The 24,593-nt window shown below is 72.4% G+C and carries 24 protein-coding genes; 19 read left to right on the top strand and 5 right to left on the bottom strand.

The window, feature by feature from the left end; genetic code table 11:
* Positions 1 to 43: 43 nt before the first annotated feature.
* From ACFPFQ_RS35975 to ACFPFQ_RS35915, 13 genes are all read left to right on the top strand, one after another.
* A complete protein-coding gene (locus ACFPFQ_RS35975) occupies positions 44 to 511 on the top strand; it encodes a nuclear transport factor 2 family protein (RefSeq protein ID WP_379627045.1) in 468 nt (155 codons plus the stop codon).
* Positions 508 to 918 carry a GlcG/HbpS family heme-binding protein gene (locus ACFPFQ_RS35970; RefSeq protein ID WP_379627043.1) on the top strand — a complete coding sequence of 137 codons (411 nt, stop codon included), beginning with the start codon at positions 508 to 510 and terminating at the stop codon, positions 916 to 918. Before ACFPFQ_RS35975 ends, ACFPFQ_RS35970 begins: the two co-directional genes overlap by 4 nt.
* Positions 915 to 1,805 (top strand): isocitrate lyase/PEP mutase family protein, encoded by an 891-nt coding sequence (locus tag ACFPFQ_RS35965; RefSeq protein ID WP_379627041.1) that lies wholly within the window; start codon positions 915 to 917, stop codon positions 1,803 to 1,805. The genes ACFPFQ_RS35970 and ACFPFQ_RS35965 overlap by 4 nt, the downstream gene beginning before the upstream one ends.
* Positions 1,805 to 3,877 carry a hydantoinase/oxoprolinase family protein gene (locus ACFPFQ_RS35960; protein WP_379627039.1) on the top strand — a complete coding sequence of 691 codons (2,073 nt, stop codon included), beginning with the start codon at positions 1,805 to 1,807 and terminating at the stop codon, positions 3,875 to 3,877. The genes ACFPFQ_RS35965 and ACFPFQ_RS35960 overlap by 1 nt, the downstream gene beginning before the upstream one ends.
* Positions 3,874 to 5,547: a hydantoinase B/oxoprolinase family protein gene (locus ACFPFQ_RS35955; RefSeq protein ID WP_379627037.1), complete on the top strand. Its 1,674-nt coding sequence runs from the start codon at positions 3,874 to 3,876 to the stop codon at positions 5,545 to 5,547. The genes ACFPFQ_RS35960 and ACFPFQ_RS35955 overlap by 4 nt, the downstream gene beginning before the upstream one ends.
* Entirely contained in the window at positions 5,544 to 6,923 is a 1,380-nt protein-coding gene (locus ACFPFQ_RS35950) for an MmgE/PrpD family protein (RefSeq protein WP_379627035.1), read from the top strand. The genes ACFPFQ_RS35955 and ACFPFQ_RS35950 overlap by 4 nt, the downstream gene beginning before the upstream one ends.
* Positions 6,924 to 6,982: 59 nt before the next feature.
* Positions 6,983 to 7,636, top strand: a complete 654-nt coding sequence (locus ACFPFQ_RS35945; RefSeq protein ID WP_379627034.1) for a GntR family transcriptional regulator — start codon at positions 6,983 to 6,985, stop codon at positions 7,634 to 7,636.
* Positions 7,637 to 7,641: 5 nt separating this feature from the next.
* Positions 7,642 to 8,820 carry a CaiB/BaiF CoA transferase family protein gene (locus ACFPFQ_RS35940; protein WP_379627032.1) on the top strand — a complete coding sequence of 393 codons (1,179 nt, stop codon included), beginning with the start codon at positions 7,642 to 7,644 and terminating at the stop codon, positions 8,818 to 8,820.
* Between the two features lie 71 nt (positions 8,821 to 8,891).
* Positions 8,892 to 9,710 carry an enoyl-CoA hydratase/isomerase family protein gene (locus tag ACFPFQ_RS35935; protein WP_379627030.1) on the top strand — a complete coding sequence of 273 codons (819 nt, stop codon included), beginning with the start codon at positions 8,892 to 8,894 and terminating at the stop codon, positions 9,708 to 9,710.
* Between the two features lie 9 nt (positions 9,711 to 9,719).
* Complete coding sequence (gene meaB / locus ACFPFQ_RS35930) at positions 9,720 to 10,712, top strand: methylmalonyl Co-A mutase-associated GTPase MeaB (protein WP_379627028.1); 993 nt, start codon at positions 9,720 to 9,722, stop codon at positions 10,710 to 10,712.
* 158 nt (positions 10,713 to 10,870) lie between these two features.
* Positions 10,871 to 11,257, top strand: coding sequence for an amidohydrolase family protein (locus ACFPFQ_RS35925; protein ID WP_379627026.1), 387 nt, complete (start codon positions 10,871 to 10,873; stop codon positions 11,255 to 11,257).
* A gap of 125 nt (positions 11,258 to 11,382) precedes the next feature.
* Positions 11,383 to 12,957, top strand: coding sequence for an acyl-CoA synthetase (locus ACFPFQ_RS35920; protein ID WP_379627024.1), 1,575 nt, complete (start codon positions 11,383 to 11,385; stop codon positions 12,955 to 12,957).
* Positions 12,954 to 13,838: an alpha/beta fold hydrolase gene (locus tag ACFPFQ_RS35915; protein WP_379627022.1), complete on the top strand. Its 885-nt coding sequence runs from the start codon at positions 12,954 to 12,956 to the stop codon at positions 13,836 to 13,838. The genes ACFPFQ_RS35920 and ACFPFQ_RS35915 overlap by 4 nt, the downstream gene beginning before the upstream one ends.
* Positions 13,839 to 13,895: 57 nt before the next feature.
* Here the strand turns inward: ACFPFQ_RS35915 and ACFPFQ_RS35910 are convergent, their stop codons facing one another.
* Positions 13,896 to 14,393: a hypothetical protein gene (locus ACFPFQ_RS35910; protein ID WP_379627020.1), complete on the bottom strand. Its 498-nt coding sequence runs from the start codon at positions 14,391 to 14,393 to the stop codon at positions 13,896 to 13,898.
* 132 nt (positions 14,394 to 14,525) lie between these two features.
* On the opposite strand from ACFPFQ_RS35910, the gene ACFPFQ_RS35905 reads away from it, so the two are divergent.
* Entirely contained in the window at positions 14,526 to 15,251 is a 726-nt protein-coding gene (locus tag ACFPFQ_RS35905; RefSeq protein ID WP_379627018.1) for a FadR/GntR family transcriptional regulator, read from the top strand.
* A gap of 40 nt (positions 15,252 to 15,291) precedes the next feature.
* On the opposite strand, the gene ACFPFQ_RS35900 is transcribed toward ACFPFQ_RS35905, so the two are convergent.
* Entirely contained in the window at positions 15,292 to 16,188 is an 897-nt protein-coding gene (locus tag ACFPFQ_RS35900) for an amidohydrolase family protein (RefSeq protein ID WP_379627016.1), read from the bottom strand.
* A 161-nt stretch (positions 16,189 to 16,349) separates the two neighbouring features.
* Between ACFPFQ_RS35900 and ACFPFQ_RS35895 the strand changes: the two genes are divergently transcribed.
* The 3 genes from ACFPFQ_RS35895 (at position 16,350) to ACFPFQ_RS35885 (ending at position 19,738) form a co-directional block, all read left to right on the top strand.
* Positions 16,350 to 17,465 carry a mandelate racemase/muconate lactonizing enzyme family protein gene (locus ACFPFQ_RS35895; protein ID WP_379627014.1) on the top strand — a complete coding sequence of 372 codons (1,116 nt, stop codon included), beginning with the start codon at positions 16,350 to 16,352 and terminating at the stop codon, positions 17,463 to 17,465.
* An 87-nt stretch (positions 17,466 to 17,552) separates the two neighbouring features.
* Complete coding sequence (locus tag ACFPFQ_RS35890; protein ID WP_379627012.1) at positions 17,553 to 18,602, top strand: LacI family DNA-binding transcriptional regulator; 1,050 nt, start codon at positions 17,553 to 17,555, stop codon at positions 18,600 to 18,602.
* An 11-nt stretch (positions 18,603 to 18,613) separates the two neighbouring features.
* On the top strand, positions 18,614 to 19,738 hold the full coding sequence (locus ACFPFQ_RS35885) for a mandelate racemase/muconate lactonizing enzyme family protein (RefSeq protein WP_379627010.1): 1,125 nt from the start codon (positions 18,614 to 18,616) through the stop codon (positions 19,736 to 19,738).
* A gap of 83 nt (positions 19,739 to 19,821) precedes the next feature.
* On the opposite strand, the gene ACFPFQ_RS35880 is transcribed toward ACFPFQ_RS35885, so the two are convergent.
* Positions 19,822 to 20,892: a Gfo/Idh/MocA family protein gene (locus tag ACFPFQ_RS35880; RefSeq protein ID WP_379627008.1), complete on the bottom strand. Its 1,071-nt coding sequence runs from the start codon at positions 20,890 to 20,892 to the stop codon at positions 19,822 to 19,824.
* 102 nt (positions 20,893 to 20,994) lie between these two features.
* Here ACFPFQ_RS35880 and ACFPFQ_RS35875 point away from each other — a divergent pair, with 102 nt between their 5' ends.
* Entirely contained in the window at positions 20,995 to 22,221 is a 1,227-nt protein-coding gene (locus ACFPFQ_RS35875; protein WP_379627006.1) for an MmgE/PrpD family protein, read from the top strand.
* A 10-nt stretch (positions 22,222 to 22,231) separates the two neighbouring features.
* Here the strand turns inward: ACFPFQ_RS35875 and ACFPFQ_RS35870 are convergent, their stop codons facing one another.
* Positions 22,232 to 23,413 carry a cytochrome P450 gene (locus ACFPFQ_RS35870; protein ID WP_379627004.1) on the bottom strand — a complete coding sequence of 394 codons (1,182 nt, stop codon included), beginning with the start codon at positions 23,411 to 23,413 and terminating at the stop codon, positions 22,232 to 22,234.
* On the bottom strand, positions 23,410 to 23,607 hold the full coding sequence (locus ACFPFQ_RS35865; RefSeq protein ID WP_379627002.1) for a ferredoxin: 198 nt from the start codon (positions 23,605 to 23,607) through the stop codon (positions 23,410 to 23,412). The genes ACFPFQ_RS35870 and ACFPFQ_RS35865 overlap by 4 nt, the downstream gene beginning before the upstream one ends.
* Positions 23,608 to 23,693: 86 nt before the next feature.
* Here ACFPFQ_RS35865 and ACFPFQ_RS35860 point away from each other — a divergent pair, with 86 nt between their 5' ends.
* A complete protein-coding gene (locus ACFPFQ_RS35860; protein ID WP_379627000.1) occupies positions 23,694 to 24,557 on the top strand; it encodes a helix-turn-helix domain-containing protein in 864 nt (287 codons plus the stop codon).
* The last annotated feature ends 36 nt before the right edge of the window (positions 24,558 to 24,593 follow it).

Genomic DNA, 24,593 nt, shown 5'->3' with positions numbered 1-24,593 from the left:
CGTATCGTGGCCTGACGATCACCGGGCCGACTCTGGAGGATGCATGCTGAGCGCCGACCGACTCCGCGAGCTGGCCGCCGAGCACTTCGCTGCCGAGAACAGCCGCGACCTGCAGGCGATCGCCGACACCATCCACGACGACGTCGACTACGTCGTGAAGGCGCCCAGCTATCCCGACGACCCGTCGCCGTTCGGCGTGCTGAGCGGGGCGGAGAGCTACCTGAACGTCTGGCGCACGCTCTACCAGCAGTTCTCCGACTACTCCATCCACCTCGACGACGTGCTCCCGTGGCCCGAGCGCAACCAGGCACTCACCCTGGTCACGATCACCGCGACGCCTGCCACCGACTTCGAGGGCCTGCCCGCAGGTCGCCCGATCCGCTACTCGGTCGCCGCGCTGGTGAGCTTCGACGACAGCGGCGAGATGACCGCGGAGACCGTCTACGGCAACGCGTTCATGCTCAGCCAGGGGCTGCGCCGGATGCGCGAGTTCGCGGGGGCACAGGCGTGAGCGACTTCCTGGCGGTCGCCAACGCCGCCGTCGAGGCCGGCATCGCCCACGCGCGGCAGCACGGGCTGCGGGTCGCGGTGGTGGTGCTCGACGCGACGATGGCCCCGGTGTCGGTCCAGCGCCTCGACGGCTCCTACCACTCGGCGTTCGCCGTCGCGGTGGCGAAGGCCCGCACCGCGGTCAACTTCGGCGCTCCCACCGCGGCGCTGGCGGAACGGATCGTGCCGGCCAACCAGGCGGCGCTCGCGAACGTCGTCGACGGGCTGATGTTCGTCGCCGGTGGCGTCCCGATCGTCGCGGGCGGTGCGGTGGTGGGCGCCGTCGGCGTCAGCGGCGGTTCCGCCGACCAGGACGAGGCGTGCGCACAGGCCGCCGTCTCCGGATCGGGCACGGGGTCCGGCGCGTGACCACCACCCCCGCCGCCGCGCTGCGGGCGCGGCTCGCCGACCCCGCCGCGCCACAGGTGCGCTGCCCCGGTGCCACCGACGGACTCGCGGCACGCCTCGCCGCGGCGGCCGGTTTCGAGAGCCTCTACGTCAGCGGTGCGGGCGCCTCGGCCGCGCGCGGGCTGCCCGACATGGGCCTCTTGTCACTGACCGAGCTGATCGACGCCGTCCACGTCGTCGCCGACGCGGCCGGCCTGCCGGTCGTCGTCGACGGTGACACCGGTTACGGCGACATCGTCGCCATCCGCCGCACGCTGCGCGAGCTGGCTGCGGCGGGCGCGGCGGCGGTGCACCTGGAGGACCAGCCCTTCCCGCGCCGGTGCGGTTACCTCACCGCGGAGCCGTGTGTGCCGATCGCGGAGATGCTGCGCAGGCTCGACGCCGCCCGCGCCGCCGACTCCGGGCTCGTGCTCATCGCCCGCACCGACTCGCTGCTCACCGAGGGCATCGAGGCGACGGTCGAGCGGGCGAAGGCCTACGCGGGCGCGGGCGTCGACCTGTTGATGATCAACGGGGTGCGTGCGGTCGCCGACCTGGAGCGGGTGCACGAGGCCACCGGATTCCCCATGCTGCACAACGTGTCCGGCAGCGACCGCACCCCCGCGCTGTCCGACGCCGAGGCCCGCAGCCTCGACGTGCGGATCAGCATCTGGCCGATCCAGGCCGCGCGGGCGGCGACACTGGCCGTGCAGCGCTACTTCGCGGCGCTGGCCGCGAGCACGGCGCCGCCGGAGCTGATGGGCTTCACCGAGTACATGGACCTCGCGGGCTGGGCCGACGCGGACGCGTTCGAGGACGCGATCGCGCGCGGCGCGGGGCCGGCGGACGACGACAGGAGCACAGGCTGATGAGGGTCGGCGCCGACGTGGGCGGCACGTTCACCGACGTGGTGGTGCTCGACGACGACGGGCGGGTGTCGGCACGCAAGGTGCCGAGCTCGCCGCACGCGTTCGAGGAGGCCGTCGTCGAGGGCAGCGCCGCGCTGGTCGTCGACTGCGGCGGCACGCTCGATGCGGTCGTCGACCTGCGGCACGGCACGACGGTGGCCACCAACGCCGTGCTGGAGCGCAGCGGCCCCCTCACCGCCGTGATCACCACCCGCGGGTTCCGCGATGTGCTCGAGCTCGGCCGCCTGCGCACGCCCGCGCTCTACGACCTCGACTGGTCCAAGCCCGTGCCGCTGGCCACCCGCCGCTACCGGCTGGAGGTCGACGAGCGCATGAGCGCAGCGGGCGAGCCCGTCACGGCGCCGGACCTGGAGTCGCTGCGGCCCGCGGTGGAGCGCGCCGTCGCCGAGGGCGTCACCACCATGGCGGTGTCGCTGCTCAACGCCTACGCCGACCCGGCGCACGAGGAGCTCGTGGCGGGGTGGCTGGAGCGCGAGTTCCCCGAGCTGGACGTCACCGTCGCCACCCGGTTCGTGCGGGAGATCGGCGAGTACGAGCGCACCAGCACGGCCGTGGCCAACGCCTACCTGCGCCCGGTGGTGTCGGGCTACCTGCAACGGCTGGAGAGCTCGCTGGCCGAGCGGGGCAGCCGCGCGCCCGTGTTCGTCATGCAGTCCTCCGGCGGGATGATGCCGGTGGGGGAGTCGGGCCGGTTCCCCGCGCACCTGCTGGAGTCGGGCCCGGCCGCGGGTGTGCTGGCCGCCGCCGACGTCGCCAGGGCAGCGGGGCTCGACCACGCCATCAGCTTCGACATGGGCGGCACCACGGCCAAGGCGTCGTTGCTGGAGGACTACACCGTCGCCTTCGCCAGCGAGTTCTCCGTCGGCTCCGAGGTCTCGGCCGCGTCCCAGCTGCTCAAGGGCGGCGGCTACACCGTGCACCTGCCCGTCGTCGACCTCGCCGAGGTCGGGGCCGGGGGTGGCAGCATCGCGCGGGTCGACGCCGCGGGCGGCCTGCACGTCGGCCCGCGCAGCGCGGGTGCCGCACCCGGACCGGCCTGCTACGCCCGCGGTGGTGAGCTGCCGACCGTGACCGATGCCAACCTGCTGCTCGGCTACGTCGACCCCGAGGGCCTGCGCTCGGCGGGCATCGACGTCGACGTCGAGCTGGCCCGCACCGCGCTGGCGAAGTACGTCGCCGAGCCGCTCGGGATCACCGTCGACGAGGCGGCACTGGCCGTGCACGACGTCGCCGACCGGCAGATGGCGCGGGTCCTGCGCGCCGTCACCACCGAGCGCGGCAAGGACGTCGCCGCGCACACGCTCGTCGCGTTCGGCGGCAGCGGGCCGTTGCACGCGGCCACGATGGCCGCCACCGTGGGCATCGCGAGCGTTGTCGTCCCGCCGCTCGCCGGGGTGCACAGCGCCGTGGGGCTGCTGACGACGCCGTTCGAGCTGACGACTTCGGAGACGCTGCGCGTGGGCCTGGCGGCCGAGCACGCCGACCACGTGCGGGAGCGGACCGCCGCGATCGGGGCGGCGGCGCGGGAGCGGTTCGACATCGCCGGGGCGCCCAGCGGCGTCGGCACCGCGGGTGCGGTGTCGGTGCGGCAGGTGTTCGACGTGCGCTACCGCGGCCAGGCCTCCGAGCTGGCCGTGGAGGTCGACGTCCCGCTCGACGCCGCGGGCGTCGACGGGCTGCGCGAGCGCTTCCACGCGCTGCACCGCGAGAGCTACGGGCACGCCCTGAGCAGCCCGGTCGAGATCGTGCGGGTCCGCACCACCGTCACCGGCGGCGCGGGAGCGTCGGTCGACCTGCGAGGTGCGATCGTGACCCGGTCCGTCGACGTGGTCCGCAGGTTGCGGTTCCCCGGTGTCGACGTCGAGGTCATGGTGCTCGGCCGGGCCGATCTCGATGCTCCTCGCCCCGGGCCGTTCGTCGTCGACGACCCCGACACCACCACCGTCGTCCCGCCCGGCTGGACGGCCGTCCGCGACGAGCGCGGCAACCTCCGATTGGAGCGCCAGGCATGAGGGCACTCGACGACGTCCTGCAGTTCGAGGCGCTGCGCGGCGAGCTGCAGGCCATCGCCGACCAGGTGGCGATCCGGTTCGCGCGCAGCTCGCTGAGCCCGGTCATCCGCGAGTACCTGGACTTCTCCACCGCGGTGTGCCTGCCCGACGGGCGGATGCTCGCGCAGGGCTTCTCGCTGCCGCTGCACCTCGGTGCCATGCCGCGGGCGACGGCCGCGATGCTGGAGCGCTTCCCCGAGGGCCTCGACGAGGGCGACCTGGCGATCCTCAACGACCCGTACTCGGGCGGCATGCACCTGCCCGACATCTTCGCGTTCGCCCCCGCGCACCTGGACGGGGAGCTGCTGGGCTACCTGGTAGTGGTCGCGCACCACATCGACATCGGGGGCCGGGTGCCGGGTGGGTCGGGCGCCGACTCGCGGGAGATCTTCGAGGAGGGTCTGCGGCTGCCGCCGGTGAAGCTGTACCGCGCCGGGGTGGAGAACGAGGCGCTCTGGGAGGTGATCCGCGCCAACGTCCGCATCCCGGACGTGCTCGCGGGTGACCTCGCGGCGCAGGTGTCGGGGTGTCGGCAGGGCGGGGCCGCGCTCACCGAGCTGGTCCGACGGCACGGTCTCGCCGCGTTCCGCGCGCACTCCGCGGCGATCCTCGACCACGGCAGGCGCAGCCTCGAGAGCGAGCTGCGCGACTGGCCGGAGGGCCGCTACGAGTTCTCCGACGTGGAGGACCACGACGGGATCTCCGACAACCCGGTGCGGATCCACGCGACGGTCACGATCGCCGACGGCCGGATCGAGTTCGACTTCACCGGGTCCGCACCGCAGGTGGCCGGCTCGATCAACGCGACGCTGTCGTTCACGGAGTCGGCCTGTTACGCCGCGGTGCGCGCGCTGGCCCGCGAGGACCTGCCGGTCAACGCCGGCTTCATGGAGCAGGTCACCGTGACGACCGAGGAGGCCACGATCGTGCACGCCGCGTTCCCGGCGGGGGTCGCGGCCCGCGGTGTCATCGGCTACCGGGTCATCGAGACGATCTACGGGGCGCTCTCGGCCGCCATGCCCGACCGGGTGCCTGCCGCGGGTGACGGTGGCACGTCGGGCCTGCGGTTCGGCGGTTTCGTCGACGGCAAGCGGTTCCAGGTCAACGACATCGTGTGCGGAGCGTGGGGCGCCCGCCCGGCGGCCGACGGCATCGACGGCGCGGCCAACATGGCGGCCAACGTCGCGAACCGCTCGGCCGAGGAGATCGAGCGCGACGACCCGATGCTCGTGCGTTCCTACGGGCTCGTCGACGACACCGGCGGTGCGGGCCGCTACCGCGGCGGCATGGCGGTCGGGCGGGCGCTGGAGCTGCTCGCGCCCGAGGCGCGGCTGAGCCTGCGCAGCCACCGCAACGCCACCCCGCCCTACGGGCTGCACGGCGGCCACCCCGGCGCGACGTCCAAGACGTGGCTGGTCCGCGACGGTGAGCGACAGCTGCTGCCGGCCAAGGTCACGCTCGCCGTGCAGGCGGGCGACGTCATCGAGCACCACACGGCCAGCGGCGGCGGGGTCGGCGACCCGGCGCTGCGCGACCGCGACGAGCTACTGCGCGACGTGCGCGACGGGAAGGTCAGCGTCGCCACCGCCCGCGACGTGTACGGGGTGACGTTCGCGGAGGGCGAGCTGTGAGCGGGGCGGCCGGTCTCGGGGCAACGGGGGTCAGCGCCGCACTCGCGGCGTTCGTGGCCGAGACGCCCGCCGCCGCGATCCCGGCGCTCGTGCGCCGCAACGCCGTCGACACCATCGTCGACGCCTACGCGACCGCGCAGGCCGGCCAGCTCGAGCCGACGGCGGCGACGATCCGCGACAGCGTCCTGCCGCGGTCGGCCCCCGGCCGGGCGCGCGTGCTGGGCGCACCGGATGCGCGGGTGGAGGCGTCGGCGGCGGCATTGGTCAACGGCGCCACGGCGCACTGCCTGGACTACGACGCGATCAGCTTCGCGGTGAGCGGGTTCGTCGGGTCGGCGATGCTCGCCGCGCTCGCGGCGCTGGCCGAAGAGGCCGACACGCCGTACCCGGGCACGGACGTCGTCACCGCCTACTGCCTCGGCTGGGAGGCGGCCGCGGCGATCGCCCGCGCGGTGAACCCCGAGCACTACGCGATCGGATGGCACCCGACGGCGACGATGTCGGGCTACGCGGCCACCGCCGCGTGCGCCCGGCTGCTCGGCCTCGACGCCGAGCGCACGCTCGCCGCGCTGTCGATCGCGACGTCGGAGACGTCCGGTGTCAAGATCATGATCGGCAACATGATCAACGCGTACCACGTGGGGAAGGCGGCCCGCAACGGCATCAACGCCGCCCGGCTGGCCGCCGACGGCTTCGTGGGCCACCCCGATCCGATGGAGGCCGACCAGGGCTTCTTCGCGCAGTTCGCGGGTCCGGCGGGAGCTCGGCCCGAGCGCACGACCGCGACGCTCGGGCGGCACTGGGACCTCACCGAACCCGGCCCGGTGTTCAAGATCTACGCCTGCTGCGGGCTCGTCCACTCGGGACTCGACGCCGCCATCGCCCTGCGCGACGAGGAGGGCATCAGTCCCGACGAGATCCTCGACGTCGAGGTGCTCGTGCACGAGTTCGTCCCGCGCGTCATGCACGTCGACCGTCCCGACACCGGCTACGCGGCCAAGTTCTGCATCCCCTACTGCATCGCGGCGGGGCTGCGGGACGGGCGGGCCGGCCTCGCGCCCTTCGACCGCGTCGACGAGGATCTGGTCGAGCTCGGGCGCCGGGTGCGCTTCGGCGTGCATCCCGACCTGCACGGTGGGGACACGTTCTTCGCGAAGGAGTTCACGGAGGTACGGGTCAGCACGACGCGCGGGGTCTTCGAGCGGCGGGTCAACCGGCTGTCGAACCGGGGGTCGGGATCGCTGGCCACGGCCACGCTCGCCGACAAGTTCGCCGAGTGCGTGGCGCGACCGGGTACGGTCGCCGACCCGGGGGCGGACCTCGACAGGCTGCTCGGCAGCGACTCACATGGGGGATGGGCACTATGGTCGATGTGAAGGACGAGAACGCGCGGCGGCGCGGTCGGCGCGAGGTGCACCGGCCGCGGGTGCGGTCCATGAGCGACCAGGTCACCGACACCGTGCGCCGGATGATCCTCATGGGCGACCTGCACCCCGGCGATCAGATCACCCAGGACGCGCTCGCCGGCGAGCTCGGCGTCAGCACCATGCCGATCCGCGAGGCGCTGTTGCAGCTCTCGCACGAGGGCCTCATCACGGGCGGTCGCGGCCGGTCGTTCCGCGTGGCCCGCACCACGCGGCGCGACATCGCCGACGTCTACTGGCTGCACGCCACCCTCGCCGGCGAGCTCACCGCGCGCGCCTGCGAGCAGCTCGACGACGAGCAGCTCGCGTTGCTGGCCGAGGTGCACTCCGAGTGGAAGGAAGCGGTGCGCACCCACGACGTGGCCGGGCTCGAGACCACCAACTTCGAGTTCCACCGGATCATCAACCAGGCCGCCGGGGCGCCGACGATGCTGCGGCTGATGCGCAACACGCTGCGGAGGATCCCCGAGCGGTTCTACATGATGCTGCCCGACTGGGCCGATACCTCCACCACCAGCCACGAGGCCATCCTGCAGGCCCTGCAGGCGCGCGACCCCGAGCGCGCGCGCACGGAGGCGGCCAACCACGTTCAGGAGTCCGGCAAGATGCTCATCGAGTTCTTCGACGAGAAGGGCTTCTGGACCGCCCCCGAGACCGGGAGCTGACGGCCGTGGCGGCGCTCACCGGTGTCCGGGTGCTGGAGCTGACCCACTTCCTGGCCGGGCCCTACGCCGGGATGTGCCTCGCGGACATGGGTGCGGACGTCGTCAAGATCGAGGACCCCGACCACGCCGACGAGGCGCGCAGCATGCGCCCGCGTGACGAGCGCGACGAGTCGCTCTACTTCATGGCGCTGAACTGGGGCAAGCGATCGGTCGCTGCCGGCCTTGCCACGCAGGCGGGCCAGGAGCGGGTCCGGGACCTCGTCCGCTCGGCCGATGTCGTGCTCGACAACTACCGGCCCGGCGTGCTCGCCAAGCTCGGCCTCGACCACGAGGCACTCGCCCAGGTCAACCCCCGCATCCTCACGGTGTCGCTGAGCGGGTTCGGCGAGACCGGCCCGTACGCCCGCCATCCCGGCTACGACTACACGATCCAGGCCATGGCCGGGGTCATGGAGCTCGCGGGCGATCCGGACGGCCCGCCGACGAAGGCGGGCATCTCCTACGTCGACCATGCCGGCGGGCTGGCGGCGGCGCTCGCGGTGTGTGCCGGGCTGCTCGAGGTCGGGCGCACGGGCGTGGGCAAGCACGTCGACCTCGGTCTCGTCGACGTGCAGTACTCGATGCTGACCTACCTGTCCGCGTGGAACCTCAACGCCGGCGTCGTGCCGGCCCGGATCGCGAACTCCGCGCACCCGAGCCTGGTGCCCGCGCAGAACTTCCGCACCGCCGACGGCTGGCTCAACCTGTTCGTCGGCAACGACCCGATGTGGGCGCGGATGGTCGAGGTGGTCGCGCAGCTGGACGACGCTGCACAACTCGACGGCGCCGACGAGCTGCGCGACGAGCGCTACGCCACGCGGGAGGGCCGTGCCGCGCTCGCGCCGGAGCTGACGGCGCGGCTGCAGGCGGTGCTGCTGACGCGCACATCGAGCGAGTGGGCCACCCGGCTGGCGGCGGCCGGGGTGGCGTGCGCGGCCGTGAACCGGCTGCCGCAGGCGTTCACCGACCCGCACGCGGTCGCGCGCGGGCTGGTCACGGAGCAGGACGTGGACGGCGCGGTCTTCCGGCGCACCCGCGGGCCGATCCTGTCGCACTCGGTCGACACCGTGCTGCCGCCGCCGCGCCTCGGTGCGGACACCGAAGAGGTGCTGGCCGAGCTCCCGGGGCGCTGCCCCGCACCGTGAGCCGCCCTCGGCTCGGCGGGGCCGTCGCACGACCCATAGATCTCCGATATCCGATCAGTTAGGGTGATGGCATGGATCCCGGTGTCACGTTGACCGTCACGGGTGCGGTCGCCACCGTCACCATCGACCGACCAGCCACCCGCAACGCCATCGACCGCACCACCATGGCCGAGTTCGGCGGGGTGCTCGACGTCGTCGAGGAGCACCTCGACCGCGGAGACGTGCGCGTCGTCGCGGTCCGGGGCGGCGGGGACCGCGTCTTCATCTCGGGCGGAGACCTCAAGGAGCTGGCGCAGATCCGCTCGCTCGCCGATGCGCAGGCCATGTCGCGCACCATGCGCAGCTGCCTCGACCGGCTCGCGACGCTGCCCGCGCCGACCGTCGCCCTCCTCAACGGGCACGCGATGGGCGGTGGGGCGGAGGTCGCGGTGGCGTGTGACATGCGGCTCGCCGCCGATGACATCCGGATCGCGTTCAACCAGGTCGCGCTCGGGATCATGCCGGCGTGGGGCGGTGTGGAGCGGTTGACCGGGCTGGTCGGCCGCGGGCGCGCGCTGCAGCTGCTGCTGACCGGCACCCCGCTCACCGCGGCCGAGGCCGGCGCGCACGGGCTCGTCGAGACGGTGGTGCCGCGGCGTGACTTCGACACCGCGGCTGCGCAGCTGCTGGCCCAGCTCGCCGCCGTCCCGGCCGTTGCCGGGCGGGGGATCAAGGCACTCGTCGGGCTGGTCGCGCCGCCGTCGGCACCCGAGCACGAGGCCGTCGCCACCACCGCGTTCGCCCACGCCTGGGTGGCCGAGGACCACTGGGCGGCTGCGGCGGCCGCCGAGGCCGCTCGCGCGACTCGACCGAAGGCGGGCTCGGTCGCCCGGGCCGCCGCGGCGGAGTGACCCGGCGCCATGGGCCGTCGCGACGACGTCGCTCTCCCCGAGCTCGTCGAGCGGGCTCGGGGAGCCGACCCGCGCGCCGTCGCCCGGCTCATCACGATGGTCGAGTCGGGCTCGCCCGGCCTGCCCGAACTTGCCGCGCTGCTGGTCCCTGACTCGGGCTACGCGCACGTCGTCGGCCTGACGGGGGCGCCCGGCGTCGGCAAGTCGACCGCCACGTCCGCGCTGGTCGGCGCGTTGCGCAGGCAGGAGCGCCGGGTGGGCGTGCTGGCCGTCGACCCGACGTCGCCGTTCTCCGGCGGGGCGTTGCTCGGCGACCGGATCCGCATGCAGACCCACGCCACCGATGCGGGTGTGCTCATCCGGTCGATGGCGACCCGCGGGCACCTCGGCGGCCTGGCCGCCGCCGTGCCACTCGCGCTGCGGGTCCTCGACGCCGCCCGCTGCGACGTCACGTTGCTGGAGACGGTCGGCGTCGGGCAGTCGGAGGTCGACGTGGCCGGCAGCGCCGACACGACGCTCGTGCTGCTGGCCCCCGGTCTCGGCGACGGCGTCCAGGCGGCCAAGGCCGGGGTGCTGGAGATCGCGGACGTGTTCGTCGTCAACAAGGCCGACCGCGACGGTGCCGGCCGTGTCGCCGCCGACCTGCGGCAGATGCTCGGGCTCGGCGGCCCGCACTCCGCGGCCGGGTCATGGCGACCGATGATCGTCATGACGTCGGCGGAGCAGGGCACCGGGATCGACGACGTACTGGCGGCGATCGCGAAGCACCGCGCCTGGCTCGACGGCGCTGACCGGCTGCACCAGCGCCGCGTCCGCCGCGCCGCCCGCGAGATCGAGGGGCTGACGCTCGCGCAGCTGCGGGCCCGGCTCGGCGGGGTCCGCCACGGCGGCGCACTCGCCGAGCTCGCCGCCGCCGTCGTCGAGCGGCGCACCGACGCCCACGCCGCCGCCCGCCTGCTCGCCGACGGTGCGATCCCACCCGGATCCGGCCCGTCGCGCTGAACGGAGCCAGGTCACGTCATCGTCGGTCTTCGACGTAGGCGCGCAGGAGGTCGGTGAACAGCGTTTCGTCGATGGGCCGCATGGCCTGCGTGATCTGTGAGGGCGCGCGGGCTCGGGCAGGAGGGGTCCTGGGCCTGGTCGGGTGGCCCGTAGTCGCCGTGACCGTGCCGCTCGCCGAACCCGCGCGCATCATCGACTGTCACGTCCACGTGTTCGACCCGGCGCGCTTCCCGTACGCGCCCGACACGTTCTACGCGCCCGCAGGCCAGGAGCTCGGCACGCCGGCCCGCCTGGCCGCTGTGCTGGACTGGCACGGCGTCGAGCACGCCCTGCTGGTCGGGCCCAACTCCGGTTACGGCGAGGACAACCGCTGCCTGCTCGACGCGATCGCGACGGGCGGCGGGCGCTACCGCGCATGGCCGTGGTGCGCAACGACGTCCCCCGCGCCGGGCTCGCCGCGCTGCAGGCCGCAGGTGCCCGAGGATGTCGACAGGCGGCGGATCCTGTGGGACAACCCCTGCCGCGAGTTCGGTTTCCCCTCCTGATCCCTGAGACCAGTCCTGACCCCAGACATTGACCCGGAGCCGGGATGCCCGCGACGATCGGGCCCAGTACCCAGGACTCCCCAAATACCAGGACCCCAGCACCAGGACTCATCGAGGAGACGGCAGTGTACCCGGGAACGTTCGCAGCGCTCACTCCCGACAAGCCCGCCGTCGTGATGGCCGACTCCGGCGCGGTGCTGACCTACGCCGAGCTCGAGGAACGATCGATCCGCCTCTCGCGCGCGCTGCACGACGCCGGACTCCGGCCGGGCGACGCCGTGGCGCTGCTGTCGGAGAACAGCCTGCGCTACTACGAGGTGTTCTGGGCCGCGATGCGCAGCGGGCTCTACATCACCGCCATCAACCAGCACCTCACGGCCGCGGAGGTCGCCTACATCGTGGGGGACTGCGGTGCGCGCGCGCTCGTGGTGTCGGCGGCGCTCTCCGACGTCGCGACCGCGATCGTCGCGCTCACGCCCGGCGTCGAGGTGCGGCTCGCAGTGGGCGGGAGCGCGGTGGGCGGGAGCGCGGTGGGCGGCGGTATCGAGGGGCACGACGACTACGACGCGGCGCTGGCGGCAGCGTCGGCCGAGCCGCTGCCGCACCAGCCGCGCGGCCGGGACATGCTCTACTCCTCGGGCACCACGGGGTTGCCCAAGGGCGTCCGGGCACCCCTGCCGGTCCAGCAGGTGCAAGAGGGCGGCGATCCGCTGCTCGGCATCTTCGGCCCGCTCTACGGCTTCGACGCCGACACCGTCTACCTGTCGCCCGCTCCGCTCTACCACGCCGCACCGCTGCGGTTCGGCGGCATGATCCACCAGGTCGGCGGCACCGTCGTCGTCATGCCGAAGTTCGAGCCGCGCGCCGCGCTCGCCGCGATCGAGCGCTTCGGCGTGACGCACAGCCAGTGGGTGCCCACGATGTTCGTGCGGATGCTCAAGCTCCCGGCCGCCGAGCGGGCTCGCCACGACCTGTCGACGCATCGCGTCGCCGTGCACGCGGCCGCGCCGTGCCCCGTCGAGGTCAAGCAGGCCATGATCGCGTGGTGGGGGCCGATCCTCCAGGAGTACTATGCGGCCACCGAGGCCATCGGCATCACGGTGATCGACTCCGAGACGTGGCTGCAGCGGCCGGGATCGGTCGGCCGGTCGCTGCTGGGCGTGCTCCACATCTGCGGCGACGACGGCCGCGAGCTGCCCGTCGGGGAGGTCGGCTTGATCTACTTCGAACGCGAGGTCCTCCCCTTCGCCTACCACAACGATCCGGCCAAGACGGCGCAGGCGCAGCACCCCGAGCACCCGGGCTGGGGCACCACCGGTGACGTCGGCTACCTCGACGAGGACGGATTCCTCTTCCTCACCGACCGCAAGGCCTTCATGATCATCTCGGGTGGGGTCAACATCTACCCGCAGGAGGTCGAGAACGTACTGACGCTGCACCCGGCCGTGTTCGACCTGGCCGTGATCGGCGTCCCGGACGACGAGATGGGCGAGCTGGTCAAGGCCGTCGTGCAGCCTGCGGACGGTGCCGTACCCGGTCCCGAGCTGGAGCGTGAGCTGCTCGCCTTCCTCGCGGGGCGGATCGCCCGGTTCAAGATGCCCCGCACCATCGACTTCGTGACCGAACTGCCCCGCACGGCGACCGGCAAGCTGCAGAAGCACCGAATCAGGGAGAACCACATGTCGACGGTGACGCGATGACCCGGCAGACCACCCCGGTGACCTTCACCTTCGACGGGCGCGACGGCACCACGGTCACGGCCTACCGCTGGGAACCGGGCGGGGACGCTCGCGCCGTGGTGCAGCTGACCCACGGGATGGGCGAGCACGTGCTGCGCTACGGGCACCTCGCCGACGCGCTGACCGGCGCCGGCTTCCTCGTCGTCGGACAGGACCATCGCGGGCACGGTGCCAGCGCCGCGTCACCGGCCGAGCAGGGCCAGATCGGCGCCGACGGCTGGGCCGGCCTCGTCGACGACATCGACGTGCTGGTCGGGCGCAGCCACGACGAGCACCCCGATCTGCCACTGGTGCTGCTGGGCCACAGCATGGGCTCGTTCGCCGTGCAGCAGTACCTGCTCGACCACAGCGAGGACGTCACCGCCGCCGTGCTCACCGGTACGGCCGCGCTCAACCTGCTCGAACCCGCGCTCGACCTGGACAAGCCGATCGACCTGGCCATGTTCAACGCCCCGTTCGCGCCGGCCCGCACCGACTTCGACTGGCTCTCCCGCGATGAGTCGCAGGTGGACGCCTACATCGCCGATCCCGGTTGCGGCTTCGGCCTCGACACCGCAGCGGGCAAGGCGTTGTTCGCCGGGGCGCGTGATGCCGGTGACCCCGCACGGCTGGCCGCGATCCGCCCCGACCTGCCGCTCTACATCGCCGTCGGCGACAAGGACCCCGTCAACGGGCAGCTCGCGCTGGTCAACGCGCTCGTCGATCGGTACCAGGTGGCGGGCCTCACCGACATCACGCTCGTCACCTACCCCGATGCCCGGCACGAGATCTTCAACGAGACCAACCGGGCCGAGGTGGAGGCGGGCCTGATCGCCTGGCTCGACCAGGTCGTGCCCCGCTGACGATCCCGGCTGTCTCGGAGATCCCCACCGTGCGCCCGTTGCCGAGGTGGTGGCCGATCACGCCTTCGCCGCGGCGAGCCGATCGAGCACGCCGAGCCGCTCCAGCAGGTCGAGCCGATCCCACATGATCCGGTAGGCGGTGAGCCGCGAGGTGACGTGGCCCAGCGTCGAGGTGTGCCTGAACGATCCGATCGACACCGCGTTCACCGAGACGGTGCGTCCGGTCGGCGGAATGCCCGGCAGGAGCCACGGGAGCTCCCGGTCGTGGGTGAACGTCACGATCAGCTCGTGCGTGACCCGGCGCTGGTCGGACGTCTTCGACACCCGGCGGAAGGCGAGATCACCCGGAAGGTGCGGGACGACGTCCTCGGTGAGGAACCGGCGGATGTCCTCGATGCCGGTGGCCCCCACCGACCCGGCGACGGTCTGGAAGACGCACCCCGCATCGAGGGAGGTCAGCGCCGTCTCGACGTCGCCGTCGGCGAACACCGCCGCGTGCACCGTGTCGCGGATGGCCTCGATCCGCCACATCAGCTGCTGGATCTCCATGGTCATGACCGGCTCGACACCCCCCTCTTCCAGCCTGACAGACCACGCTACCCGGGTCAACAGATCATCAGATGAATGCACCTCGGCGTGGGAGTACGGCGCAGCGGGCGGGCCACCGGTCGAGTAGCTTGCTCCGGTATGGCAGAGAACGGGGGCGATCGACCCGATGCGCACCTCTCGTTGACCCCGGTGGTTCGAGGAGGGCTCACCGACCGGGTGATCGACCAGCTCCGGCAGCGGATCGCCGGCGGGATCTGGCCGGTCGGTGGCCGGCTGCCGGTCGAGGCGGAACTGGCGAGGGAGCTCGCGGTCGGCCGGTCCACGATCCGCGAGGCCGTCCGGGTGCTGGCACACTCCGGCCTGCTGGAGGTGCGCCAGGGAGACGGCACCTACGTGCGGTCCCGCCGCGAGATCGACGCCGCGCTGCGCCGGCGTGTGCACAGCGCCGACGTGCTCGACGCGTTCCGGGTGCGCAGGGCACTCGAGATCGAGATCGCCCGCTCGGCGGCCACCCTTCCCGCCGCCGCCGACGTCGCGCGCCTCCAAGAACTCGCCGCCGCCCACGAGGAGGTCGCCGAGTCCGTGGCGCGCCGCAGATCCGATGCGGCGCTGCACGAGCACATCCTCGACATGACCGGCAACGCCCTGCTCATCGACCTCTACCGCGGCCTGTTCGACCCGCTCGACATCCCGGCGCGGACCACGTTCGACGCCACCGAGCTCGCCCGCGACGACGTGGAGACCGCGCAACTGGTGCGGGCCATCGTCGAGCAGGACCCCGCCGCCGCGGTCGCCGCGGTCGAGCGGCGGATGGACACCGCACTGCGGGTACTGACCCTGTTGCTGCAGGCAGCCCCGATCTGACGGCGCGCATCACCCCGACGCCGCGGCCGAGCACGGTGGATCACGCGTGTCCCGGCGGGATCCGGAAGGTGGCGGCGGCATTGTCGTGCAGAACCTGCACCTGCTCGTCGGCCGACAGGCTCGCGACGAAGTCGCGGTAGAGGTTCATGATCACGTCGTAGGAGCTGAACAGCCGGTCGACCGGCCAGTTCGACCCGATCATGCAGCGGTCCGGCCCGAAGGACTCCAGGCTGTGCACCACCCAGGGCTCCAGCGACTCCCGGGTGAAGTGGGGGTCGGTCATGGCCACGCCGGACACCTTGCACAGGACGTTCTCTGCGCGGGCCAGCTCGGTGATCCCGTGTCGCCATCCCGCGAAGTACTCGGCATCGCGGCGCCGGGGGTAGCCGATGTGCTCCAGCACGATGACGAGCTCGGGGTGGCGGTCGGCCAGCTCGCGCGCGGCAGCCATGTGCGGCCACTCGCAGTCGAGGTCGAGGACGAGCCCCCGGCGCGACAGCTCGGTGAGCGATGCCTCGTAGTTCCGGGTGGTCGTGCCGGTGGTCAGGTAGGCCTCGGTGGCGAAGTCGCGGACGCCGCGCATCAGCGGCGACTCCTGATGCCCGTCGAGCTCCGGCACGGCATCCTCGCCGCCGAGGTCGACGTGAGCGACGAGCGCGGCGGGGTGTCCGGTGCGGCGGGCCATCTCGGTGAGCCACCGGGTCTCCTCCACCGGGTCCGGGGAGCCGAGGGCCGCCTCGACGTGCACGAACGCTGCCACGTCGGCGAAGCGTGCCTCGGCCCACAGGTTCTCGGCCTCGTACCCGGTCGACTTGATCCCGTCGATGTTGCCGAGGATCGGGTGGACGGCCTGCGGGTCGAGCCAGTCCCAGCGCAGGCTCGGATGCCGGCGGTTCCACAGGTGGACGTGGCTGTCGATGATCGGCGTCCGTGTCACGGTTGCCGCCTCCTCACTCGTCGCAGGCCTCATCCGATCGATCCTCCGGCACGCGGTGCGCACCTCGTCTTCGGGTGTTTGACCGAATCGGAACGATACTGGTACCGTTTCCAGAACGCCAATACGTGACCTCATCGGTCATTCGGAGGGGTGCGCCAACGATGCCGTTGATCGAGCAGATCGAGACCATCCCCATCAAGGTCCCGCTCAAGCACCTGTACAAGGGCAGCTACTACTCGATGCGGAACCGCTGCACGATCATCACCAGGATCCGCACCTCGGACGGCGTGGTCGGGCAGAGCTACAACGCCGACACCGACGCACAACAGTCCGACGTGCTGGACCTGATCCACAAGGAGCTCGCCCCGCTGGTCACCGGCCTGGACGTCATGCAGGTCGAGCGCATCTGGCACGCGATGATCCCGGCGACGCTGGACCAGCTGCGCGACCGGGCGCTGCCGATGCAGGCCATCGCGTGCGTCGACAGCGCGGTGTGGGACGCGGTCGGCCAGTACTCGAACCAGCCGCTGTGGAAGCTCTGGGGCGGCTTCCGCGACCGCGTCCCGATGATCGGGATCGGCGGCTACTACGGCACCAGCGAGTCCGACCTGGAACGTGAGCTGGAGTTCTTCCACGCCGAGCACGGCATGGTGGGCATGAAGTTCAAGATCGGGGCGAAGCCGCCGGAGGTCGACGCGGCGCGCCTGCGTGCGGCGAAGGCGCTGGTCGGTGACGACTTCGTGTTCATCGTCGACGCCAACCAGGGCTACAGCGTCGACGAGGCGCTGGCCTTCCTCCGACTGATCGCCGACGACGTCCAGCTGCGCTGGTTCGAGGAGCCGACGCGCTGGCACGCCGACTGGCGCGGGCTGCGCGACGTGCGGCTGCGGGGCAACGTCAACGTCGCGGCCGGGCAGAGCGAGATCTCCCGGGTCGGGATGCGGGAGTTGATGACCAACGGCGCGATCGACGTGTGCAACTATGACGCGTCGTGGGGCGGGGGGCCGACCGAGTGGCGTCGAGTGGCGGCGCTGGCGGGCGTCTTCGACGTGCAGCTCGGGCATCACGAGGAGGCGCAGGTCGCCGCCCCGCTGCTGGCTTCGGTGCCGCACGGTACCTACGTCGAGTCGTTCTCCCCGGACCGCGACCCGATCTTCTGGAACCTGCTGGCCAACCGCAAGCCGCTGGAGAACGGCGCGCTGGTGCTGCCCGACGGCCCGGGGTTCGGCTGGGTGCTCAACGACGACTTCATCGAGCAGTACCGGGTCGATCGGTAAGGCTCGATACCCCGCCTGGCCTTCTGCGCTCCCACGGGTGGACTAGCGTTTCCCCGCGTATCGGACCCCACCTGACGAAGGCGTGCCATGCATCTACCCGGAGATCCCTCGGTGGTGACGATCCGCGACGTTGCTGCCCGTGCCGGCGTCGCCCTGTCGAGCGTGTCGCGGGTGCTGTCGGACCACCCGGACGTCTCCGCGGCGATGCGGGCCCGCGTGGAGCGGGCGGCGGCGGAACTGGGCTACGAACCGGATCTGCTGGCGCAGTCGCTGCGTCTGGGATCCACCCGCACGGTCGGCTTCCTGCTGCGCGACATCTCCAACCCGCTGTTCGCCACGATCGCCCGCCGCTGCGAGCAGGAGCTGCGCCGGTCGGGGTACTCGATGCTGCTGACCAACTCCGACGGCGATGTGGGCGCGGAGCTGAAGAACCTCACGCTGCTGCGGCGGCGCCGTGTCGACGGGGTGATCGCCTCGTTGGCGTCGGAGACGGCCGAGACGACCCGCAGCGCGCTGGCCGAGCTGCGGGTGCCCGTCGTCCTGCTCGACCGTGAGGTCGGCGGGCTGAGCGCCGGCGCGGTCCTGTGCGATCACTACACCGGCGTGCTCACCGCCGTGTCCGAGCTGCTGCGCCGGGGCCACCACCACGTCGGGCTCGTCACCGGCTCGCTCGACGTCCGCTCGTCACGGGAGCGGCGCCGGGGCTACGTCGCCGCGCACGCCGCGGCCGGGGTGCCGGTGAACGAGTCGATGCAGTCCTTCGGTGGTTTCGACGAGGGCTTCGCCAAGTCCGAGTTCGTCCGGATGATGTCGCGTTCTCCCGCGCCGACGGCCCTGATCAGTGGGGGAGTCGGGAGTACCGCTGGGGCGCTGCGGGCGCTGCGGCAGCTGGGCCGCAAGCCGGGCGTCGACATCGCGCTGATCGTCCTCGACGAGTGGCCGCTGTTCGACGTCTCCACCCCCGACCTGGCCTCGGTCGCCCGCGATGCCGACGAGATCGGCACGTCGTCGGCCCGGCTGCTCCTGGACATGCTGGCCGGGGGCGAACCCCAGACGCTCACCGTCGACACCATCTTCACCCCGCGCGCCAGCATCACCACGCTCGCTGCGACCTCGGCCGAACACCAGCCGACCTGAACGGAGAACCCGTGAAGATCGCCACCGTGGAACCGATCCCGGTCGCCTATCCGGAACCGAACGACTTCGACGCCACCCGCTACCTCTGCTTGGTCAAGATCACGACCGACGAGGGCGTGGTCGGGTGGGGTGAGTCGATCACGCAGTTCCCCGAGGCCAACCCGGCGGTCGCGGCGCTGATCGAGGGACTGGCGGAGTTCGTCATCGGCAAGGACCCACTGCACAACCTCGAGATCTGGCACGCGCTCAAGGAGCGGGCCTGGTGGTACGGCTACGGCGGCGGGCTCGTCTCGTACGCCGTGGCCGCGATCGACATCGCGCTCTGGGACATCAAGGGCAAGGTGCTCGGCACCAGCGTCTGCGAGCTGCTCGGCGGCCCGGTGCACGACCGCCTGCCGGCCATCGCGTCGTCGCACGCCCACCACTCCTCGATCGCGGCGATGGCCGACGAGGCGGTGTCCTGGTTGGACAGTGGCCTGCAGGGGATGAAGGTCGGGTTCGGCAAGCGCGGCGACGCGCGGCTGGGCTACGAGCACGACCGCGACGTCGAGTACGTGCGGGCGATGCGCGAGGCGATCGGCCCCGACAAGAAGCTCATGATCGACCTCGGCTACGCGATCCAGTGGGACGTCTCGACGGCCGTGCGCCGGGTGCAGGCGTTCGACGAGTACCGCATCGACTGGATCGAGGAGCCACTCGGGGCCTGGGACCCCGAGGGCTACCGCACCCTGCGGGCGAAGACGACGGCGCTGATCGCCTACGGTGAGAAGGAGTGGACCCTCGCCGGCTACGAGCGCGTCCTCGACACCGGCACCTGCGACGTCATCGGCGTCGACCCCGGCCGTGCCGAGGGCATCACCGGTTTCAAGAAGGTGGCCGACCGCGTCGAGGCGCACCGCAGGCAGGCCAACGCCCACGCGTGGTCGTCGGCGATCGTCAGCGCCGCGAGCCTCGCGGTCAGCTTCTCCAGCCGCGCCTGCACCCTGTTCGAGCTGAAGCCACTCGCCAACCCGATGCAGCACGAGCTGGTCACCGAGCCGTTCGGGCACGTCGACGGGTGGATCGCGCCGCCGGTCGGTCGGCCGGGCCTGGGCATCACGATCGTCGAGGACGTGGTGGACCGCTACCGGCAGTGAGGCGTCGAGCGAACGGCACTCTCGTCCACCCCTGGTGCACGAGCGTGCCGTTGGTCCACCGCCCGGAGTCCCGCAGCACCCTCCTAGCGCGCCGACCGCACCGTGACCGGCACCCCGCCTGCCGTGCTCGCGTACAGCGCCTCCAGTACAGCCACCGTCGCCAGGCCCAAGGCGCCGGGGGACCGGTTCTCGACCGGGCGGCCCAGGGCGAGGTCGACTAGCGCGTGCGGGGGACCGTCGCACTCGTAGCGTCCGCTGCCGTCGGGGAAGGTGATGTCGATCTCCTCGCGGCCCGTCCGGTACATGCGGAACCGATCGCCGTCGACGTCGAGGGTGAACTGCCCGGCACTGCCCACCGCGCGGATCTGGAGCTGGTCGCGGTGGTCCATGGCCAGCGCGTGGGCCGAGGCGCCGGTGATCGTCCCGATGCCCCCGTGCTCCAGCCGCAGGACGGCGGCGTTGTGCTGTTCCACGGGGCCGCCGAGCGGGCTTGCGGCGAGCGCCTGCACGGACTGGACACCCAGTGGCTGCAACCATTCCGCGAGGCCGATCGCATGGGTCAGCTGTGCCTGCGCGTAGCCGCCGCCCGACATCCGCGGGTCGGTCCAGGTGGCGGCGTCGGGCGCGGCGGTATCCGCGGCCCTGGCGTACGAACCGGTGCCCGAGAGCAGCTCCCGGGTGCCGGAGGCCATGAACAGCGCGACGTTCTCCAGCTCGCCGATGCCGCCGAGGTCGGTGATGACCTCCTTGGCGCGCACCATCATCGGGCGGTAGTTGTAGCCGTAGGACACCAGCAGGTGCCGGTCGAGCCGCTCGGCCTCGGCGACCAGCTCGCGGGCCTGGTCGCTCGTCGCGGTGAACGGCTTCTCGACCAGGACGTGCGCCCCGGCACGCAGCGCCGCGAGCGCGTGCTCGTGGTGCAGCGCCATCGGGCTGGCGACGATGACGACGTCGGCACCGTGGCGCAGGACCTCGCGGTGGTCTTCGCTCGCGACCGAGAACCCCCAGTCGCCCCGGATCTTCTCCAGCAGGCTCCCGCCGTGCCGGCAGACGCCGAAGAACTCGACGTCGTCCGCGCGCCGGGCCAGCTGCGGGAGGTGTGACGACACCACCCAGGACCCGGCGCCGATGACGCTCAGCCGGAGTCTGCTCATCGCGGGATGCCTCCAGTGCTGCCGTCCGGTATCGTTTCCAGAAGAATACGTGACGTGCTCGCTGGTTGCACGCACCGGCGGATCGGCAACCTGGGGGCACGGATGGAGACGTCGACGGGGTCGCTGCTCACGACGGCCGCCCTGCGGGCCGGTGACCGGGCCGCGGAGCTGGTCGAGCCGGCCACCGTGCTGCTGGCGGACCACCTCGCCTGCCTGCTGGCCAGGGCGGTCGGGGAGGGGCGCCCGGCCGGCGGCGTCCGGGCCACCCCGTGGGAGCAGGACGGCACGCTCGGCCTCGTCGCCTCCTGGGCGATCCGTGCGCACGCCCTCGACATGGACGACATCAACTGGTCGACCCTCACCCATCCCGGATCGATCGTGTGGCCGGTGGTGCTCGCGCTCGGCGCCGAGTCGTCCGCGCCGGCCGAGACCCTCCTGCGGGCCGCCGCGGCCGGGTACGAGATGGTCACGGCGGTCGCCAGCGTCATCGCGCCCGTGCACGGCCCGCGCCTGCACGCCACCGCCACGTCCGGGGGTGCCGGTGCCGCCGTGGCTGCTGCGGTGCTGCTCGACCTGGGCCCGGAGCACGTCACCGCGGCGGTCTCCCATGCGCTGTCCATGTCAGGCGGCGCCGGGCAGGCCACGCTGGAGCGGTCGGGAACGACGGCGTTCCACCGGGCCGTCGCCGCGACCACCGGCGTACTCGCGGCGCGGGCCGCGCAGCGCGGTCTGACCGCGTCGCTCTCGTCGCTGGACGGTCCGCGGGGTCTGCTCGCGATGTGGGGCGGCAGCGGACCCGTCGAACTGCCCGACAGCCCCGGCGGGCTCGCAACCACCTCGATCCGGCCCTATCCGGTGAGCGGGTTCCTGCAGACCGTGGTCGCCGTGGTGGTCGCCGCCCGAGCGGCGGCCACCGGCCGGGTCCGCTCGATCACCGTCCGGGCCGCCTCGGTCGTCCTCGATCTCACCCGGGACAGCGGGGATCCACGATGGAGCCTCGTCGACGTCGTTGCGGCCGCCTGGGACAGCGCCGACCCGTACGCCGCTGCGGACGGACCGGCGTACTCCCGTGCGGCGCTGCGCGGGCTGATCTCGGCCGAGCCGGACGGCCGGAGCGTGTGGGCGGCGGGCGTGGAGGTCGTCACGGAGAACGAGCGGATCGTGCGCGAGTCGTCCGATCCACCGGGCCTGCACCCGACCGTCGCCCAGGTGCAGCGGAAGTGGGAGCACCTGGGCGCCGGTGACCCCGCCGACCCGTGCGGGTGGGCAGGCGACCTCCTGACCGGGCGCGCCGCCGTCACGGAGATGGTGCGCGACGGTCGGTGGTGACGTGGCGCCGTCAGGCATCCCACGCCACGTCGACGGCCCCGGCGGTGTAGGTCGGGAGGTCGGAGAACAGGGGTTGCGCGATCTCCTCGGGTGGGCGGACGAGCCGCAACGTGGGGAACCGCGCGAAGAGCCGCGACAGCGCCGTGGCGATCTCCAGGCGCGCCAGCTGCTGGCCAAGGCACGCGTGCACGCCGTGCCCGAAGGCGAGATGGCCGAGCGCGTCGGTCCTCGTGATGTCGAAGCGGTCGGGTTCGGCGAAGCGCCGGCGGTCCCGGTTCGCGGCCATCGGCGAGACGGCGACGGTCTCGCCCTTCCGCACGTGCACGCCGGCGAGGTCGACGTCCTCGGTCGCGGTTCGGGGGAGCACGCTGGCGAACAGCGTCGCGAAGCGCAGGATCTCCTCGACAGCGCCTGCGGGCGGTGATGATCCGGCGCGGAACGCGGCCAGCTGCTCGGGGTGGGCGAGCAGGGCGACGGCACCGAGCGCGATCACGCTGGTGACGCTGTCGTGGCCGGACGCGAGCAGCGCGAACGTGATTCCCTGTACCTCGGTGTCGCTCAGCTCCGACGACCTCAGCAGGTCGCTCAGCGCGTCGTCGCCGGGACTCGCCCGCTTCTCGGCGAGGACCTCGCGGAGGAAGTCGAACCTGGCCTGGTTCGGGTGGAACGACGTGAAGAGGTCCATGAAGGTGGGGACGTGGGCCGGGGGCACGCCGAGCACCAGGCACTGCGTCCGCATGGCGATCGGTGTGGCGTAGACCTCGGTCAGGTCCACCGGTGATCCCGCGGCCGCCATGGCATCGAGGCGGTCGTCGACGATCTGCTCGACGCCCTCGCGGTACCCCTTCACCGCGCGGATGGAGAATCGGCTCATCGCCGATCGCCGGATGCGCGTGTGCACGGGCGGATCGAGGATGAGGAAGTGCGCCTCCGCGCGCGCCTGTTCGGCCACCGCGTCGATGGTGAATCCGGCCGGCTCGGCAGGGCCGACCGGCAGCCGCCGGGGGTGCAGGCTGAACCGCGGGTCGTGGAGGATCTCCCGGGCCGGCTCGTGCCGGGTGACGAGCCAGCCCTGGTGCCCGTCGGCGAAGCGGAGGGGGTGGGCCGGGCAGGTCTCGCGGATCGCGTCGAACTCCGCGGGCGGGTCGAGTGGCGTTCCCACGAGGGGTATGGACATTGCTTCGGCGGTCACGCCGACTCCCGGATCGTGATCGCGCGCGCCGGGCAGAGCGACGCTGCCCGCCGGACCGCGTCGTGCATGCCGGGCTGCGGGCTGTCGTCGAGGAGCACGACGATGCCGTCGTCGTCCTGGTCCATCACCTCGTCGGCGGCGAGAACGCACAGACCTGCCCCGATGCACACCGATGTGTCGACGTCGATCTTCATTCCGCGGCATCCTCCTGCCGTCAACGTAGGCTGCCCGCGGGGCGTTCGGGATGGTATTTCCCCTCCCATACCTGGATAATCCGAGCATGGGGGAGGCGACGTTCCCGACCGTCGTGCTGGCCGCGGATGTTCATTTCGATCCGGGTGGCCACTTTCGGTACTCCTGTGTCGAATCCGTCTCCGTCATCCACTGCCGCACCGGTCGGGGACATGTCGTGGCCGGCACCGAGCGCATCGCGCTCGAGAGGGGCACCCTCGTGGTGCTGCCGTGGGGAGTCGACCAGCAGTTCGCGGCTGATGCGTCGAGCCCACTCGGGATCGGTGCCGTGCACCTCATCCCGGCGCACTCCGCCACCGAACCCGTTGTCACCGGGATCTCGACGAACGCCCATCACGCACTGGCCGGGCATCCGGCGCGGCGCGACGACGCGGCACCGGTGCTGCGCAGGCCCTTCGTCGGTTCCGCCGGCGACTACCCCCACCTCGTCGGCGTGCTCCGGCACGCCGTGCGGCTCTATGACGACCGGCCGCCGCCGACGGAACTGCTCCAGGCGCTGGGCATCCTGCTGCGTCACGAGCTCCGCTCGCTCGACAGCCCCCGTCGAGCACCGGGGGAGGTGGCGCTGCCGGCCGACGTCGACGCGGTCGTCCGGCACATCGACGCGAACCTGGCGGCGGCTGTGACGGTGCGCGGCCTCGCCGAGGTGGGCGGCTGCACCGAGGTCACGCTCACCCGACGGTTCCGCGACGTGCTGGGCGTGCCTCCCATGGCGTGGGTCATCGAGCGACGGCTCCGGCGCGCGACCGATCTCCTGCGCACCACCACGTTGCCCGTCGCGCAGATCGGGTCGCGGTGCGGATACCCCGATCCCTACTACTTCTCCCGCGCCTTCCGGGCGCGCTACGGGGAGTCGCCCGCGCGGTGGCGCCGGACGCAGGGGCTGACCTGACCCGACCGCGCCGACCCCGTGGCCACGGCGCCGACG

It is taken from the genome of Pseudonocardia sp. GCM10023141 (genome assembly GCF_042653605.1).
The sequence above is the reverse complement of the archived record's forward strand: the minus strand, read 5'-3'. Positions and strand labels throughout refer to the sequence as shown.